Source organism: Iodobacter sp. (assembly GCF_025352645.1).
In the GTDB taxonomy this organism is placed as follows: domain Bacteria; phylum Pseudomonadota; class Gammaproteobacteria; order Burkholderiales; family Chitinibacteraceae; genus Iodobacter.
This window is the reverse complement of record NZ_JANXSO010000074.1, coordinates 1-14,986: the sequence shown is the minus strand read 5'-3', so window position 1 is coordinate 14,986 and position 14,986 is coordinate 1. Positions and strand designations below refer to the sequence as shown.

The following is a 14,986-nucleotide window of genomic DNA, read 5'->3' as shown; positions in this document are numbered from 1 at the left end:
TAGGAGTGTCTACATATGTTGAAATGGCCACGTGCGTTATTGTTTGGAGTGGGTTTGGCATTCGTGTCCAGTACGTTTGCTGCAGAAGTGAGAATTGGCTTTGTTGAACCAGATCGTATTTTGCGGGAATCAGCGCCAGGCTTAAGGGCTGGGAAAAAACTAGACAAAGAGTTCGACGCCCGAAAAAATGAGGTGCAAAGACTTGCAACTCAAGGCAAGGCATTGCAACAATTGATGGACAAAGGTGCGATTGCAGAAGTTGATCGGCGCGTAAAAGAGCGTGAGCTGATCAAAATGAATCAAGATTATCAGCGCATGATGCGTGAGCTGAATGAGGACATGAATACCCGTCGTAATGAAGAGTATTCAGGTTTACAAGAGCGCGTAAGAACTGCAATTGAACAAATTGCTAAAAACGAAAAGTACGATTTAATCGTACAAGATGCGGCTTGGTTTAATCCTAAAATTGATATCACCGATAAGGTGATAAAGCTTTTGGCGGATAAATAAACGCATGGCGCTCTCTTTGTCTTATTTAATTGAATTGTTGGGTGGTGAGCTTCATGGTGCCGATATCGTCATTTCTGGCGTGGCATCTTTAGATCAAGCGGGGGAGGGGCAAATTAGCTTTTTAGCTAACCCTCGTCTGCGTGCCCAATTGCAAAGTAGTTCTGCTGCGGCGTTTATTGTCCGCCCCACCGAAAGCGCAGCACTTGATCGCCCGCATATTACAACCCGTGATCCCCAGCTTTATTTTGCTAAAGTGGCTCAGTTGCTATACCCGCAGCCGGTGGCCGTGGCGGGTATTCATCCGCGTGCGGTTGTGGATGACTTCGCCATTGTTGCGGCTAGCGCACAAATTGGCCCAGGCGCCGTGATTGCTGCGGGTGCAAAAATTGGCGAGCGAACCATCGTGATGGCGAATGCCTATATCGGCGAGCAGGTTGAGATTGGGACTGATTGTTTAATTCATCCTAATAGCAGCATTCATCGCGGTGCTTTTATTGGGGACCGAGTCATTGTGCATAGCAATGCCGTGATTGCAGGGGATGGCTTTGGTAATGCATGGGCAGGGGATCATTGGGAAAAAATCCCGCAACTTGGCCGCGTGTTGATTGGCAATGACGTGGAAATCGGCTCTTGCACTACGGTAGATCGTGGCGCGCTTAGTGATACTGTGATTGGCAATGGCGCACGAATTGATAACCTGATCCAAGTTGCCCATAACGTTGAAATTGGCGAACACACCGCAATGGCCGCGTGCGTAGGGATTGCAGGCTCAACTAAAATCGGCGCACGTTGCCAAATTGGCGGCGCGGTGATGATTTCAGGTCATTTAGAAATCTGCGATGGCACCACCGTATTGGGTGGCACTTTGGTGGCTAAAACAATTCGTGAACCAGGTGTGTATTCTGGCTCCTACCCGATGCAAACTCACGATGAATGGCGACATAATGCTGCACATTTGCGGCATTTAGACGATTTAGCTAAACGTATTAAGCAACTTGAAAAAGAACTACGGCACACTCAGTTGCCGGTTGGAGAATCAGAGTAATGAATCAAATTATGGATGTTTTAGAAATTGCTAAATGCTTACCGCATCGCTATCCGTTTTTATTAATTGATCGCGTAGTAGAAATGGAGCTGGGCGTATCTATTAAAGCAATTAAAAACGTCAGCATTAATGAGCCATTTTTTCAGGGCCATTTTCCAAAATATCCGGTTATGCCTGGTGTGTTGATTATGGAAGCGCTGGCACAAGCCGCGGGCGTCTTATCGTATAAAAGTTTAGAGGTGCCTCCTTCAGAAGATTCGCTGTATTTCTTTGCGGGCATTGATAATGCGCGTTTTAAGCGTCAAGTGGTGCCAGGTGATCAATTGACTTTATGCGTACAAATCACCGCCAATAAACGCGGCATTTGGAAATACAAAGCGCAAGCCTTTGTTGGTGACGAGCTGGCTGCTGAGGCCGATTTGATGTGTGCTCAGCGCGATGTTAAGCGCTAATTGGCAGAATAATTAAATGTCTAAAATTCATCCTTCCGCCATTATTCATGACGGCGCAACGCTGGCAGATAATGTAGAGATCGGCCCATATTGCGTGATTGGCGAGCACGTTTCTATTGGCGCAGGTACGCGCTTAGAAGCGCATGTCGTGATTAGTGGGCATACCCGCATTGGTAGCAATAACCGCATCTATTCTTTTGCGAGTATCGGCTGTGATCCTCAAGATAAAAAATATGCGGGTGAGCCTACCAAGCTGCTTATTGGCGATGGCAATACTATTTTTCAAAGTGTCACTATTTCAACGGGTACGGCTCAGGATGAGGGCGTCACTCAAATTGGTAATGACAATTGGATTATGGCCTATGTGCATATTGCGCATGATTGCAAAATTGGCAATCACACCATTTTTGCCAATAACACAACCTTAGCGGGCCATGTGGATATCGGTGATTGGGTGATTTTGGGTGGTTTTACCACCGTGCATCAATTCTGCAAAATTGCGCCGCATGCAATGACTGCCTTTACTGCGGCAGTGGCGCAAGATGTGCCGCCATTTGTATTGGCTGCGGGTAATCGCGCCGTGCCTAATGGCATTAATAGCGAAGGATTAAAGCGCCGCGGTTTTACTAGTGAACAAATTACTAATATTAAACGTGCCTATAAAACGCTGTATCGCAAAAGCATTCCTTTTGTAGATGCACGTCAAATGCTTGAGGAGCAGTGCTTGACTCAACCCGAGCTACAGCCCTTTGTCGATTTCTTTGCAGCATCTACGCGCGGAATTATCCGTTAATATGCAGCTATCCCATATTCAAGGCCGCCCGCGCATTGCGGTGGTGGCCGGAGAAGCCTCGGGCGATTTATTAGGCAGCCAGCTTATTTTGGCACTTAAAAAACGCCTACCTCACGCTGAATTCTTTGGTATTGCCGGCCCTAAAATGCAAAGTGCAGGTTGTGCCACGGTTGTGCCAATGGAAAAACTGGCGGTGCGTGGCTATTTAGAAGTGATTCGGCATTTGCCAGAGTTACTTCGAATTCGGCGGCAATTAAAAAAACAATTGCTCGCGAATAAGCCAGATTTATTTATTGGCATTGACGCACCTGATTTTAATTTTTCTTTAGAAAAAGCACTAAAACAAGCAGGCGTGCCGACTATTCATTATGTTGGCCCATCTGTTTGGGCTTGGCGTTCTGAACGGCTAAAAAAAATTGGCCAATGCGTTTCGCACATGTTGCTGTTATTTCCCTTTGAAGAGCAAATTTACCGGGATGCGCGTATTCCTGCCAGCTACGTTGGGCATCCGCTGGCTGAGATTTTTCCAGCGGAACCTAATCAGCTTGCTGTGCGTGAAGCATTAGAAATCCCCGATCAGCGGGCTGTATTTACTTTGTTGCCAGGTAGTCGACAAAGCGAAGTAGAAATGCTGGCCACGCTTTTTGTTGAAACCGCAAAAAAACTTCTTGAACGCTATCCAAATGCGCTGTTTTTAGTGCCATTTGTGACGCGCGAAACCCGCTTATTGTTTGAAAGAGAAATCTGGAAGCAAGGAGCGCAAGAGCTGCCGTTTCGTTTGATGTTTGGTCATGCGCATGAGGCTATGCAGGCGGCGGATGTGATTTTACTAGCATCTGGCACCGCAACCTTAGAGGCGATGCTGGCAAGACGCCCGATGGTGGTGACTTATCGCCTATCGCCATTAACCTATCGCATGGTTAAAAGAAAATTACGCCTGCCTTATGTTAGTTTGCCTAATGTATTGGCAGGGCAGTTTATTGTGCCTGAGCTATTACAAGACGATGCAACTTCTGACAATTTGGCGCAAGCTATGGCTAATTTGTTTGATGATAAGCGTTTATCTAATGCATTAAGTACCCGTTTTGCCGATTTGCACCATAGCCTGCGTTGTGATGCCGCCGAGCGGGCTGCCGATGCGGTTTGCGCTGTATTAGGGGTGAAAGTTTGAAGTTGATTTGTGGTGTGGATGAAGCAGGACGAGGCCCTTTGGCGGGAGCGGTGTATGCGGCAGCGGTTATTTTGCCGCAACACTATGACTTGCCAGGTTTAAATGACTCTAAAAAATTGAGCGCTAAGCGCCGCGATGTGTTGTTTGATGCCATTAAATCTTGTGCGATTGCATGGTCGGTGGCGCAGGCCTCAATCGAAGAAATCGATGAATTAAACATTCTGCATGCCTCTATGCTAGCCATGCAGCGCGCCGTTGCTGGTCTTGCTGTTGTGCCTGCTGAGGCTTTAATTGATGGCAATCGAGTGCCTAAGGGCTTAACCGTGGCAGGGCGGGCTATTGTGGGAGGGGACGCGCTGGAGGCGTGTATCTCTGCGGCTTCAATTTTAGCCAAAGTGAGCCGTGATCGAGAGATCGAATCCCTTGAAGCTTTATATCCCGGTTATGGCTTTGCCCAGCACAAGGGTTACCCCACCGCCCAGCATTTAGAGGCTCTAAAACGCCTTGGCCCTTGCCCCGTGCATAGAAAAAGCTTTGGTCCGGTTATAAAGGCCAGCGCACAAGTTGCACTTTGGTAAAAATAGATTAAAGTTTCATTCATTTCGTTTTAATCCATCTGATTGGTTGTAGCGCACTAATCAATCTTCTAATATGCATCTTAAGTAAGTTATTTTATTAAGTCATCACAGGGAAGCTGACGCATGTTCGTCATTATTGGCTATATTTTCATGTGTGTTTGTATTCTGGGCGCTTACGCAGCACACGGCGGGCACTTGGGGACATTCTGGCAACCCTCCGAATTGATTATTATTTTCGGCGGTGCGATTGGCGCAATGATTGCAGCGCAAGGCGCAAAGGGGATGAAGTCCACGATTGCGGCTTTGCCCCTTATGTTTAAAAGCTCACCATATAACAAGCCGTTTTATATGGATCTCTTTGCCATGATGTTTGAGATTCTCTCAAAAGTGCGTAAAGAAGGTTTAATGTCGATCGAAACCGATATTGAAGATCCGCATTCCAGCCCGATTATTTCCAAATATGCTTCCGTTTCACACGATCACCATTTAACCGAATTTCTATGTGATTACCTGCGCTTAATGGTGGGGGGTAATCTTAATTCAATGGAAATTGAAAACTTAATGGATGTAGAGCTAGAAGCGCACCACGCTGATGCGCATGTGGCCGTAGATGCGGTAACCAAGCTTGCCGATGGTTTGCCTGCGTTCGGGATTGTGGCTGCGGTTATGGGGGTGGTTCACGTGATGGGCTCCTTACACCTGCCTCCTCCTGCTCTGGGTGAATTGATTGGGGCCGCCTTGGTGGGAACCTTTATGGGGATTTGGCTGGCGTATGGCTTTTTTGGCCCATTGGCAACCGTACTCGAGAAGCAGGGCCTGGCGACGAGTATTGCATTTCAGGCGGTAAAAGTGACTTTGCTGGCAAGTTTGAATGGTTATGCGCCGCAAGTTGCGGTTGAATTTGGCCGTAAAGCGTTAAGCATTCACGAGCGGCCTAGTTTTAAAGAATTGGAAGAGCATGTTAAGAATGCTAAGGGTAAGTAATCACAGATAGGTTGAGTGCAAAATGAGCGATGATTCACAACGCCCCATAATCGTAAAGCGCATCAAAAAAGGTGGCCATGGTCATCATGGTGGCGCTTGGAAAATTGCCTATGCCGATTTTGTAACGGCAATGATGGCGTTCTTCTTGTTGATGTGGTTGCTAGGTTCGGTATCCAAAGGAACGATGAAAGGGATTACCAGCTACTTTGCCAACCCGCTGAAAGTCTCGATGTCGGGGGGCGATGGTGCAGGGGATGCTACGTCTTTGATTAAAGGGGGTGGCAATGATCTTACCCAGCAAGCGGGGCAAGTTAAGAAAGGCGATGTGATTACTGAAGCCACCAAAGATAAAAAACGCCTCTCTGAATTAAAACAAAAAATTGAAGCTTTGATTGACAGCAAAGTCAAAGAAAACTCTGCTTTGGCTAAGTTTAAAGATCAATTAAAGATGGATATGGTGTCGGAAGGCTTAAGAATTCAAATTGTGGATGAGCAAAATCGCCCCATGTTTAAATCGGGTAGCTCAGAGCTAGAGTCCTTTAGCCGTGGCATGTTGCAAGAAATTGCCCAGTTTTTAAATGAAGTGCCTAATTCGGTGTCTTTATCTGGGCATACCGATTCATCTAAATTTGCCGGCGGCGATAATGGCTATAGCAATTGGGAGCTATCTGCTGATCGCGCCAATTCGTCGCGCCGTGAACTAGTGGCTGGGGGGCTGCCAGATAAAAAAATATTGCGCGTCAATGGTTTTGGCGATGTTGTGCCGTTAGATACAGGCAATATCTATAATCCAATTAACCGCCGAATCAGTATCGTGGTTTTGAATCACGATGCAGAAAGCAATATTCGTGAGCAGGCAGGCAAAGGGCAAGAAGAGAAAGTCGAAAATACGGCGACCATTCCAAAGCCGACTAAATGACACAAGCCGCTCGTTTTGCGCTGATTCAATTAGGTGCAATATTAGCCGCATCTGGATGTGTATTTATTTTACGCTGGCCCGCCTTATATTGGGCACTTTTTGCAGGCGTTTTTTCTGCGCTTGCCGCAACACGTTGGCACGATAGAAAATGGTGGTGTCTGATTCATTTGGCATTTCCTTTTTTGCTCTTGTTGGCGATCAGCCTATCCATTGATCCGCGTTGGTATTTGGCAGCATTTTTATTGTGCTGGATGATCTTTGGCGGCGTATTACGCAATCGTGTACCGCTGTACTTGAGTAACACCCAATCTTTAGAACAATTGGCCAAACAAGTGCCGCAAGGCGCACGTTTGCTGGATATTGGTGCGGGTACTGGCACTGTGTTAGCTTGGTTTGTGCGCTATAGGCCGGATGTACAGGCGGATGGGATTGAATTTGCTTGGCTGCCTTGGCTGCTTGGCCGAATTCGTTTAGCCAATAGCCCCGCGGGCTGGCAACATGGCGATGCCTTTGCTGCCGATTTGGCAGAGTACGATGTGGTTTATGCTTATTTATCTCCCGAGCCAATGGGCTTGCTATGGGAAAAAGCGCAAAAAGAAATGCGCCCCGGTAGCCTATTAATTAGCAATAGCTTTGATATTCCCAATGTGCCTCCAGAGCGCGTCTGTAATATTGGAGACTGGAAAGGCAGCCGACTTTTAGTATGGAAAATCTAGCTCAAACCGCAGCAAAAAGTAATGTTGCATGGCTTGCCTATTGGGCACGTCGCGGCTTGCCTATTTTGCAATCCAGTAAAGAGCAATTGCTGGTGGCCTTGCGGCGTGCAGATCGGCTCCACCCCTCAGATTTGGCTGATATTGTTTTAAAAGATCCTTTACTGACTGCGCAAGCATTACGTTACATAAATCAGCGGCAAAAAAACAGCTTGTCTGCGGATATCACCACCATTAATGGCATTGTGATGCTGATGGGCGTTGCGCCATTTATTGAGCATTTTATAAAAATGCCTATTTTGGAGGAGGTATTACAAGGCCACCCGCGCAGCATTGCTCGAATCCATAAGCTGATTGGCGATAGCCGCTTTATGGCAAAAATGGCGCGTGAATTTGCTGGGGAGCGCTATGACGCACACTTAGATGAAATTTTTATCTCTGCCTTACTAAGTCGCATACCCGAGTTGCTGGAGCTTTTAGCGCACGATACGGATGCAACGGCTCCGCATGGGCGAGATCACGCCCATGCTTTGTTCGCGGCTTGGTCTTTGCCCCATGCCTTAAGTGTTTTACTGGCAGAACCAGAAGCGGACGCTTTGCCTCGGCAATTGCTACAGCACGCCACTTTACGCTTGGCCACTATGCTTGATCGTGGCTGGTGGCAGCCGGAGGTTGCGAAACTGTTACAGCAGATGGCTGAAGTGTTAAATACCAGCGTGGATGATGTTTGGCAGCGTACTAATCGCTTGATGCTGTTTTACGCAAGGAATGAGCCACAAAAACAAGGCTGGCCTGCTGCACGCTGGTTGCCGATGTTGCCTGGTGAGTGGCCTTTGCCTGTTGCACCGACCCCAGCGGTGGCCGCTGTTGCTGAGATAAAAGTTGAAAAAGATATTCTTGCGGAGCGAATGCAGGCCTTACATTTGGCGGGCGCTCAAGGTGCTCCGGCCAATCAAATTATGACTTTAGCGGTACGTGCGCTTGCTGAAGGGCTGGGTATGCAGCGGATTTTATTTGCGTTGCTGGTGGCGGGCGAAAATGCAATTAAAGCGCGCTTTGCCCATGGCCTAGATGCGGCAGACCCTGCTCGCCAGCTGCATATTAAGTTGGATGAGCCGCATTTGCTGACGCGGCTCATGCTTAAGCAGCAGAGTATTTGGTTTAATCCCAGCAACGCCGCTTCGCTAGAACCAATGCTGCCCGTCGGCTTTCGAAAGCAAGTTGGGCATAATGATTTTTGCGCCATGTCTATTTTTGTTGGTGACAAGGCAGTAGGGATTATCTATGCCGATAGACAGGGGGGCGATAGCCTCACTGAAACACATTACCAGCATTTTAAGCAAATTGGCTTACTGACTAGCCGTGCTTTATCCCATCATCCTGCCCAGTCAAGATGATTTTGTCTTGGTTTGCGGATCTTACGCAGCAAGGTTAAAAAAAACGTAATCCACGAAATGCCCAAAATCACTAATAGATATCGCATTAGTTGCATTCTGAGTTTTTCCCTAACAATAAATGATTAAAATAAACCACTTATACGATCAATAAATCTTGTTATCCCGATGAAAAATGAAAAGTTGTTCGAGCAGAGACCATGCGCATTGCATTTTTTTCGTGTATTTAGTGTTTTTCGTGGATAAATTGTCGTTGTGTGTAATATCTTAGGTTATCTATGCTGCTTATTTCTTCCCGTCAGAATCCCTTTTTTAAAACGCTTTTAAAGCTGGCAACTAGCCGTAAAGAGCGGCGTAAAACAGGGCAAACTCTGTTAGATGGCACACATTTATTATTGGCATTGGCTGATGTAGGTGGCTTGCTTGAAAAAATTATTTTAACCCCCGCCGCCTTAGAAAACTCCGAAGTGCAATCCTTATTGCTGCGGTTTACTGTGCCGCAAATCGTCTTGGATGAGGCTTTGTTTGCCGAATTAAGCGATTTACCCAGCACCACTGGCATTATGGGGCTGTACGCCATTCCCGCAGCAAAGGCCGTAAGGAAAGACGGCTTTTGCCTACTGCTGGATGGCGTGCAAGATCCTGGTAATGTAGGAACCATCTTGCGTACCGCTGCGGCATTTGGTGTGGATCAAGTGTTGCTTGCCGATGAGTGTGCAGATATTTGGTCACCTAAAGTATTGCGTGCAGGCATGGGGGCGCATTTTGTTTTAGATATGCTTGAGCATATGGCTTTGCCTGCTTTTGCTGCTGGTTTTAACGGCGCGGTAGCGGTAACGGTGCTAGAGCAGGCCGTGCCGCCTTACACCGTTAATCTTGCGCAAAATTTAGCCTTGGTTCTTGGCTCAGAAGGCGCTGGGGTTTCTGCAGCGATGCAAGCCGCAGCTCATTTGCGCTTGACGATTCCTATGGGTGGGCAGATTGAATCGCTGAATGTGGCCGCCGCTGCGGCGATCCTTTGCTACGAGCGGCAAAGGCAAGTGAGCCTGAGTTGCGCTTAATAGTCTTGAGTACACGAAAAATAAATATCTAGCTGCCTTGGTTTAAGTGGCAGCACTGTGGCTCTTGTTCATAATCAGGTAATTTCTTGTGTGTTTCGTGGCCAATGATTTGTGATGTAACTACATCCCCTCCATCACATTTCGAGCGTTAATCGCTTGAATTGGTCGGGCGTTCATGGGGAATTCTTTTCTAAAACGAGCAATTTGGCGGGCAGAAATACTTAAAGGGTTTTTCATCACCAGCCAGCGCACGCCTTCAGAGCAAGGCGGCGTGGTGAGTGAGCCCATAAAAGTATAAAAAGATTGATCAAGGGGGAGTAGAGCGGCGGGGCTATAAGTGAGCTTGTCAAAGGTGCGGGTCTCATTATGCTCGCTTGGCATTTTGTCCCATAGCGCTTCTATTAAAGGATTGTCTTGCGCGCCTTGCTGAATGAGCGCGGCGACTACGGCCAGCTTGCCATCGTCACTTTTGTGTACCAAGTGGGCCACCATAGGGTAGCGGATGCCGCCAATGGCTTCTTCACTTGGGGTGTGGAAATGGAACTGCAAGAGCTGGTATTTAGCGCCTAGCGCCTCAATAAAGCTGCCTGGGTCAATATTTAGCTGGATTGTGTGCCCATTGTTAACCACGGTAATCTTAGTCATGCCGTAGTTAAATTTTATCTTCTCCATTTCTTGCGCGTAGCTGGTTGTAATATTAATGGGTGATTGCTCACGGCCCTCTCTACATAAAGCAAATGAAGGACTCATCCCCCCCCAGTTTTCTGGTCCTGTATTGCCTTCATAAGCCCAGTGCCCGCCCTCATGAGGGGCGGCATGCCCTGATGGTGCATGGGCCGTACCATGCGCTGGGGCGTGGCTTGGTCGTTTTTTAGGGGCATGGCTCACGCTTGGATTGGGGATGCCATGCTTGCCCAGTGGGGGCGCGGCATGTATAGGGGGGGTGAGTATTTCGCTGACGGGTGGCTCTGCAGTACTGGGCTTTGGCGCGGCTTTGGCGGGTGCGTCATGACTGGCCTTGGGCACGTCTTTAGTTGCTGCTTCATGGCTAGCCGGTGGCTCATGACTAGGCTTACTCTCCACCTTGCTTGGGGCCGCCGCGTGGCTAGGCTCATTGCCGCGAGCTAAAGCAAACATTAAACACAAGAACAGTGCAAAGTAGCGCATGACATCAGGCCCAAGTCAATATTACTCATGTTTTTATAGGCCTTTTTGCAAGAAACTGTTGACGTTTGATGCAAATTTGCTAGCAAAATGGCAAGGTTGCCGCGTTATAATTTGTAAAACAACATTTGGGTTCAAATCTTATGAATCAGCTTCCTATTCCTGATGGCGTACATTTTTTTGCTCACCTGCCGATTGCTTGGCATGCCACTTTGCAGCAAAGCGCATTTGAAGCCACGCGCTATCTGGCGGTATTGGCTGAGTTTGAAGCCAGTAGCGATGAGCGCAATCACGCCCAAGAGGCTTTGCATGCCAAGCTGGATTTGATGCTGCTTTGGACTGCCAAGCACCTAAGCCAAGATTTACCTATAGCCAAAGAGGCCGTTATTAGTTTAGAAACGATCTCTTGGTTAGATGCTACGGCTTTGCCGGTGGGCGCTCATGGCGCGCTGACGCTAAGTCTTTCGCATATACTGCCTTTTTCCTTGCAATTGCCTGCCGAAATTATTTCATGTGTAGTGAGTGGGCAAGGCTATACCATCACTGCTCGCTTGCAGTTAAAAGAAGAAGCCTTACGCGATTGGTTTGAGCGCACCGTATTTAGAAACCATCGCCGCATCGTGCATGCCGAGCGTGGAGCCGCGGCATGATGCGCTTGCCTGAAGCGTGGCAAGCCTTAGCGGGCGAGGTATTGGCCAGTGCAAAATGGCAGCAGCTCAATGCGTTTTTAGCGGCGGAGCTTGCTGCCGGTAAAACTATCTACCCGCCACAGCCCCTTTGGTTTGCGGCACTTAATAGTGTTGCGCCTGAAAACGTTAAAGTGGTGATCCTAGGGCAAGATCCTTATCACGGTGCTGGCGAGGCGCACGGATTAAGCTTTTCGGTGCCAATAGGTGTGAAAACGCCGCCATCTTTAGTTAATATTTTTAAAGAAATTGCCCGAGATTTGGGGCATAGCCCACCACAGCATGGCAATCTAGAAAGCTGGGCGCAGCAGGGGGTTTTGTTATTGAACTGCGTGTTAACGGTGGAGGCGGATCGCGCCGCATCGCACGCTAAGCAGGGCTGGGAAGGATTAAGTGATGTTTTGATCAAATCGCTGGCCGAGCGCTACCCGCATTTGGTATTTATGCTATGGGGCGCTTACGCACAAAAAAAACAAGCACTGATTGATAGTAGCCAGCATTGCATTTTATGCTCGGCCCACCCATCGCCGCTCTCGGTGTATCGTGGTTTTATTGGTAATGGACATTTCTCGGCCGCCAATCAATATTTAATTGCACGGGGTAAAACTGCAATTAATTGGGAAATAAAGATTTAGTTAATTAATTCGTTGATGGAACAATGTTATGCCCCAGCTCTTAGCCTTTGATATAGGCGGCACGCAAATAAAGTACGGCGTAGTGAGTAATACCGGCGAAGTGATCGCCGCGCATAGTCAAAATACCTGCGCTAGTGACGGTGGCCCCGCCTTGTTGGTGCGGTTGATTGAATTGGCGCGCCCTTTGGTGGCGCAATATCAACCCTGTGGCATTGCTATCAGTAGCCTTGGCCTGATTGAGCCAAAGCGAGGCACCGTTTTAGGCGCTGCGGAAGCCGTACCTCAGTACCCAGGTATTTCGCTGATCCCCGTGTTTGAAGCCGAGTTTGGCCTGCCCGTTACGGCAGAAAATGATGTGAATTGTGTGGCCTTGGCCGAAGGCTGGACGGGGGCGGCGCAAGGTGTGCAAGATTATTTAGCTTTAGCGATTGGCACGGGTATTGGTGGCGGCATTGTACTAGGAGGGCATTTACATCGTGGGCATCGCGCTGCCGCAGGCGAGTGGGGCTATATGAATATCGGCGGGCAGGTTTGGGAGTCGCAAGCTTCGATGTCGGGCTTGGTACGGCGGGCAGTGGCCGCAAGCGGCGAGCTGGGCTTAGATGGAAAAGCGGTGTTTGCCCGTGTGGACGCGGGGGATGTGGTGATGCAAGCGGTGGTGGCAGATTGGCTGGCGCTATTAGCCACCGGCATCGCCAATTTAATTTATGCCTTTAATCCAGAAAAGATTATTTTAGGTGGTGGAATTGCTGGCCGTGGCGCACCATTTTTGCAAGATATTAGGGCAGCGGTATCGCAGCAGCTACTGCCAGATTTTCAGTCTATGACGCAAATTGAATTAGCCTCGGCGGGCAATCATGCGGGGATGCTAGGGGCAGTACGCAACTGGCTAAATTCCAATTCTGTTTCAGCGCTAAAAGGGAGCCTATAAGAAATGAAAATACTTTTAAATCACCTTGGTTTTGAATTGGCAGGGCAGAAAAAAGCCATTATTGATGCGCCTGCAGATTTAATAGCTCGCCGTTTTAGCATCTACCACGCCGCATCGCGCGAGCTGGCTTTTGCTGGAGAATTACAAAAAAGCGGTGGGGTGGATAACTGGGGAGCAGGAACTTGGCATTATTGGGTGGCCGATTTCTCTGCGCTGGCCGTTGAGGGTGAGTATTTTTTGCTGCTGGATGAGATCAGCCCGCCCTTGGTGTCTGCCACTTTTGCTGTAGCAAAGCGGGTTTTTTCTGAGCAAATTCTGTCTGATATTGTGCATTACATCAAAGGCCAGCGTTGTACGGGGCTGTATGAGCAGGCCGATAAAAGCCGCCCAAAGTGGGGTAGCGAAGAGCGCCGTGATGTGCATGGTGGCTGGTATGACGCATCGGGAGACTGCTCTAAGTATTTAAGCCATTTGTCTTACGCTAATTTTATGAATCCACAGCAAACGCCGCAAGTAGTGTGGAATCTGATTGATGGCCACGCGCAATTGTCGCCGCAATCCAAATGGTTTAATGAAAGAATTGCCGATGAAGCGCTGCACGGCGCAGATTATCTACTGCGTATGCAAGATACCGCTGGCTACTTCTATATGACGGTGTTTGATCAGTGGTCTAAAGACGAAAACCGCCGTGATATTTGTGAGTATAAAACGCAAAAAGGCGAAAAGTTTGATAGCTATCAGGCGGCGTTTCGCCAAGGTGGCGGCATGGCGATTGCGGCGCTGGCGCGGGCCTCCACACTGCGCCGCGACGGTGAATTTACTCGTGAGCAATATCTACAGGCGGCCGAGTTGGGCTTTAGCCATCTTGAGCAGCACAATCTTGAATACTTAAGTGACAATACAGAAAACATTATTGACGATTACTGCGCCTTGCTCGCTGCTTGCGAGCTACTGGCAGTGAGCGGCAGTGCTTGCTATGCAGACGCAGCTGCACGGCGAGTTTTAAATCTGTTGGAGCGACAAACGGCGGAGGGGTGGTTTACCGCCGATGCCCATGGCGAGCGTAGCTACTTCCATGCCGCCGAAGCGGGTCTGCCCTATATCGCCTTGATGCGTTTTATCGAAGTGGTTCCCGCCTCACCCTTGGCTGGGCGCATCAGAGAAACACTACGTTTGGCCTACCAGTTTGAGTTCGCCATAACCTTTAATAGCGTAAATAACCCTTTTGGCTATCCACGGCAATTTGTAAAACAAGGGAATATTGGTCAAGCGCAATTTTTTATTCCACATGATAATGGTACGGGTTATTGGTGGCAGGGTGAGAATGCCCGTTTAGGCTCGATTGCGGCGGCTGCTGCAAGGGCGCAGCGTGTCTTTACTACAGAAGCGCCCCTAGTCACACAATTGGCGAAGTACGAGCAAGCTTGTCTAGATTGGATCTTGGGGGCAAACCCATTTGATACCTGCATGTTGCAGGGCTGGGGGCGCAATAATCCACGCTACGAAGTGGGCTTTTATAACGCGCCAGGCGGCGTATGTAATGGCATTACCAGTGGTTTGGATGATGAAAATGATATTGATTTTAAAAAATCAGAGATCGCCACAATGGCAAATAGCTGGCGCTGGACAGAGCAATGGATGCCGCATGGGGCATGGCTATTCTTGGCGCTGAGTACACGCATTGGCAAAGATTAAATGTTCTGATGATGTCTCTTGGTCAAACGCATCATCAATAGTCTAGGGCGGATGGAGCATCAACTTAAGGACATTGTTGATCGTTAAACCTCAAGCGATCAACTTAGATCTATTTATTGCAAGCATTGAAACATCGTAGGGCGGGTGCAACCCGCGTTTTTTTCAGTATGACTCGCGGGTTACACCCGCCCTACGAATCGCGGATTGCTTAAGTTGATAGGATTGGGGTGCACCCCGCGTGTTTACTCGGCATTG

At 48.5% G+C, this 14,986-nt stretch carries 16 protein-coding genes; 15 read left to right on the top strand and 1 reads right to left on the bottom strand.

The genetic code is table 11. The features are described 5' to 3' along the window. Positions 1–15 precede the first annotated feature (15 nt). The 11 genes from Q0R17_RS08740 to Q0R17_RS08690 all read left to right on the top strand — a co-directional run bounded on the left by Q0R17_RS08740 (position 16) and on the right by Q0R17_RS08690 (position 9,620). Entirely contained in the window at positions 16–510 is a 495-nt protein-coding gene (locus Q0R17_RS08740; RefSeq protein ID WP_293934115.1) for an OmpH family outer membrane protein, read from the top strand. 16 nt (positions 511–526) lie between these two features. Further along, positions 527–1,555 carry a UDP-3-O-(3-hydroxymyristoyl)glucosamine N-acyltransferase gene (gene lpxD / locus Q0R17_RS08735; RefSeq protein ID WP_308446355.1) on the top strand — a complete coding sequence of 343 codons (1,029 nt, stop codon included), beginning with the start codon at positions 527–529 and terminating at the stop codon, positions 1,553–1,555. Beyond that, positions 1,555–2,007, top strand: a complete 453-nt coding sequence (gene fabZ / locus Q0R17_RS08730; RefSeq protein WP_293934109.1) for a 3-hydroxyacyl-ACP dehydratase FabZ — start codon at positions 1,555–1,557, stop codon at positions 2,005–2,007. Before lpxD ends, fabZ begins: the two co-directional genes overlap by 1 nt. A gap of 16 nt (positions 2,008–2,023) precedes the next feature. Beyond that, positions 2,024–2,800, top strand: a complete 777-nt coding sequence (gene lpxA / locus Q0R17_RS08725; protein ID WP_293934106.1) for an acyl-ACP--UDP-N-acetylglucosamine O-acyltransferase — start codon at positions 2,024–2,026, stop codon at positions 2,798–2,800. 1 nt (position 2,801) lies between these two features. Beyond that, positions 2,802–3,971, top strand: coding sequence for a lipid-A-disaccharide synthase (gene lpxB, locus Q0R17_RS08720; protein ID WP_293934103.1), 1,170 nt, complete (start codon positions 2,802–2,804; stop codon positions 3,969–3,971). Positions 3,972–3,973: 2 nt separating this feature from the next. Next, a complete protein-coding gene (rnhB, locus tag Q0R17_RS08715) occupies positions 3,974–4,549 on the top strand; it encodes a ribonuclease HII (protein ID WP_293934238.1) in 576 nt (191 codons plus the stop codon). Between the two features lie 123 nt (positions 4,550–4,672). After that, positions 4,673–5,533, top strand: a complete 861-nt coding sequence (gene motA / locus Q0R17_RS08710) for a flagellar motor stator protein MotA (protein ID WP_293934101.1) — start codon at positions 4,673–4,675, stop codon at positions 5,531–5,533. A 22-nt stretch (positions 5,534–5,555) separates the two neighbouring features. Next, the gene (gene motB / locus Q0R17_RS08705; RefSeq protein ID WP_293934099.1) at positions 5,556–6,452 is read left to right on the top strand and encodes a flagellar motor protein MotB; all 897 of its coding nucleotides are present in this window, start codon (positions 5,556–5,558) and stop codon (positions 6,450–6,452) included. After that, positions 6,449–7,168 carry a class I SAM-dependent methyltransferase gene (locus Q0R17_RS08700; RefSeq protein WP_293934096.1) on the top strand — a complete coding sequence of 240 codons (720 nt, stop codon included), beginning with the start codon at positions 6,449–6,451 and terminating at the stop codon, positions 7,166–7,168. Before motB ends, Q0R17_RS08700 begins: the two co-directional genes overlap by 4 nt. Continuing rightward, positions 7,156–8,562, top strand: coding sequence for an HDOD domain-containing protein (locus tag Q0R17_RS08695; RefSeq protein WP_293934093.1), 1,407 nt, complete (start codon positions 7,156–7,158; stop codon positions 8,560–8,562). Before Q0R17_RS08700 ends, Q0R17_RS08695 begins: the two co-directional genes overlap by 13 nt. Positions 8,563–8,837: 275 nt before the next feature. Further along, positions 8,838–9,620 carry an RNA methyltransferase gene (locus Q0R17_RS08690; protein WP_293934090.1) on the top strand — a complete coding sequence of 261 codons (783 nt, stop codon included), beginning with the start codon at positions 8,838–8,840 and terminating at the stop codon, positions 9,618–9,620. Between the two features lie 120 nt (positions 9,621–9,740). On the opposite strand, the gene Q0R17_RS08685 is transcribed toward Q0R17_RS08690, so the two are convergent. After that, positions 9,741–10,787: a carbonic anhydrase family protein gene (locus Q0R17_RS08685; RefSeq protein ID WP_293934087.1), complete on the bottom strand. Its 1,047-nt coding sequence runs from the start codon at positions 10,785–10,787 to the stop codon at positions 9,741–9,743. A 140-nt stretch (positions 10,788–10,927) separates the two neighbouring features. On the opposite strand from Q0R17_RS08685, the gene Q0R17_RS08680 reads away from it, so the two are divergent. The 4 genes from Q0R17_RS08680 to Q0R17_RS08665 are packed head-to-tail and all read left to right on the top strand — an operon-like array spanning position 10,928 to position 14,731. Further along, positions 10,928–11,434: a PilZ domain-containing protein gene (locus tag Q0R17_RS08680; RefSeq protein ID WP_293934084.1), complete on the top strand. Its 507-nt coding sequence runs from the start codon at positions 10,928–10,930 to the stop codon at positions 11,432–11,434. Then, a complete protein-coding gene (gene ung / locus Q0R17_RS08675; RefSeq protein WP_374759861.1) occupies positions 11,431–12,105 on the top strand; it encodes a uracil-DNA glycosylase in 675 nt (224 codons plus the stop codon). The genes Q0R17_RS08680 and ung overlap by 4 nt, the downstream gene beginning before the upstream one ends. 28 nt (positions 12,106–12,133) lie before the next feature. Then, positions 12,134–13,036 carry an ROK family protein gene (locus Q0R17_RS08670; protein WP_293934081.1) on the top strand — a complete coding sequence of 301 codons (903 nt, stop codon included), beginning with the start codon at positions 12,134–12,136 and terminating at the stop codon, positions 13,034–13,036. 3 nt (positions 13,037–13,039) lie between these two features. Beyond that, positions 13,040–14,731: a glycoside hydrolase family 9 protein gene (locus tag Q0R17_RS08665; RefSeq protein WP_293934079.1), complete on the top strand. Its 1,692-nt coding sequence runs from the start codon at positions 13,040–13,042 to the stop codon at positions 14,729–14,731. The last annotated feature ends 255 nt before the right edge of the window (positions 14,732–14,986 follow it).

Bases quoted from the DNA above. Each gene is read 5' to 3' on its own strand.
- Q0R17_RS08740 (WP_293934115.1), top strand. From the start codon at position 16: ATGTTGAAATGGCCACGTGCGTTATTGTTTGGAGTGGGTTTGGCATTC.
- fabZ (WP_293934109.1), top strand. From the start codon at position 1,555: ATGAATCAAATTATGGATGTTTTAGAAATTGCTAAATGCTTACCGCAT.
- lpxA (WP_293934106.1), top strand. From the start codon at position 2,024: ATGTCTAAAATTCATCCTTCCGCCATTATTCATGACGGCGCAACGCTG.
- lpxB (WP_293934103.1), top strand. From the start codon at position 2,802: ATGCAGCTATCCCATATTCAAGGCCGCCCGCGCATTGCGGTGGTGGCC.
- motA (WP_293934101.1), top strand. From the start codon at position 4,673: ATGTTCGTCATTATTGGCTATATTTTCATGTGTGTTTGTATTCTGGGC.
- motB (WP_293934099.1), top strand. From the start codon at position 5,556: ATGAGCGATGATTCACAACGCCCCATAATCGTAAAGCGCATCAAAAAA.
- Q0R17_RS08700 (WP_293934096.1), top strand. From the start codon at position 6,449: ATGACACAAGCCGCTCGTTTTGCGCTGATTCAATTAGGTGCAATATTA.
- Q0R17_RS08695 (WP_293934093.1), top strand. From the start codon at position 7,156: ATGGAAAATCTAGCTCAAACCGCAGCAAAAAGTAATGTTGCATGGCTT.
- Q0R17_RS08690 (WP_293934090.1), top strand. From the start codon at position 8,838: ATGCTGCTTATTTCTTCCCGTCAGAATCCCTTTTTTAAAACGCTTTTA.
- Q0R17_RS08685 (WP_293934087.1), bottom strand. From the start codon at position 10,787: ATGCGCTACTTTGCACTGTTCTTGTGTTTAATGTTTGCTTTAGCTCGC.
- Q0R17_RS08680 (WP_293934084.1), top strand. From the start codon at position 10,928: ATGAATCAGCTTCCTATTCCTGATGGCGTACATTTTTTTGCTCACCTG.
- ung (WP_374759861.1), top strand. From the start codon at position 11,431: ATGATGCGCTTGCCTGAAGCGTGGCAAGCCTTAGCGGGCGAGGTATTG.
- Q0R17_RS08670 (WP_293934081.1), top strand. From the start codon at position 12,134: ATGCCCCAGCTCTTAGCCTTTGATATAGGCGGCACGCAAATAAAGTAC.
- Q0R17_RS08665 (WP_293934079.1), top strand. From the start codon at position 13,040: ATGAAAATACTTTTAAATCACCTTGGTTTTGAATTGGCAGGGCAGAAA.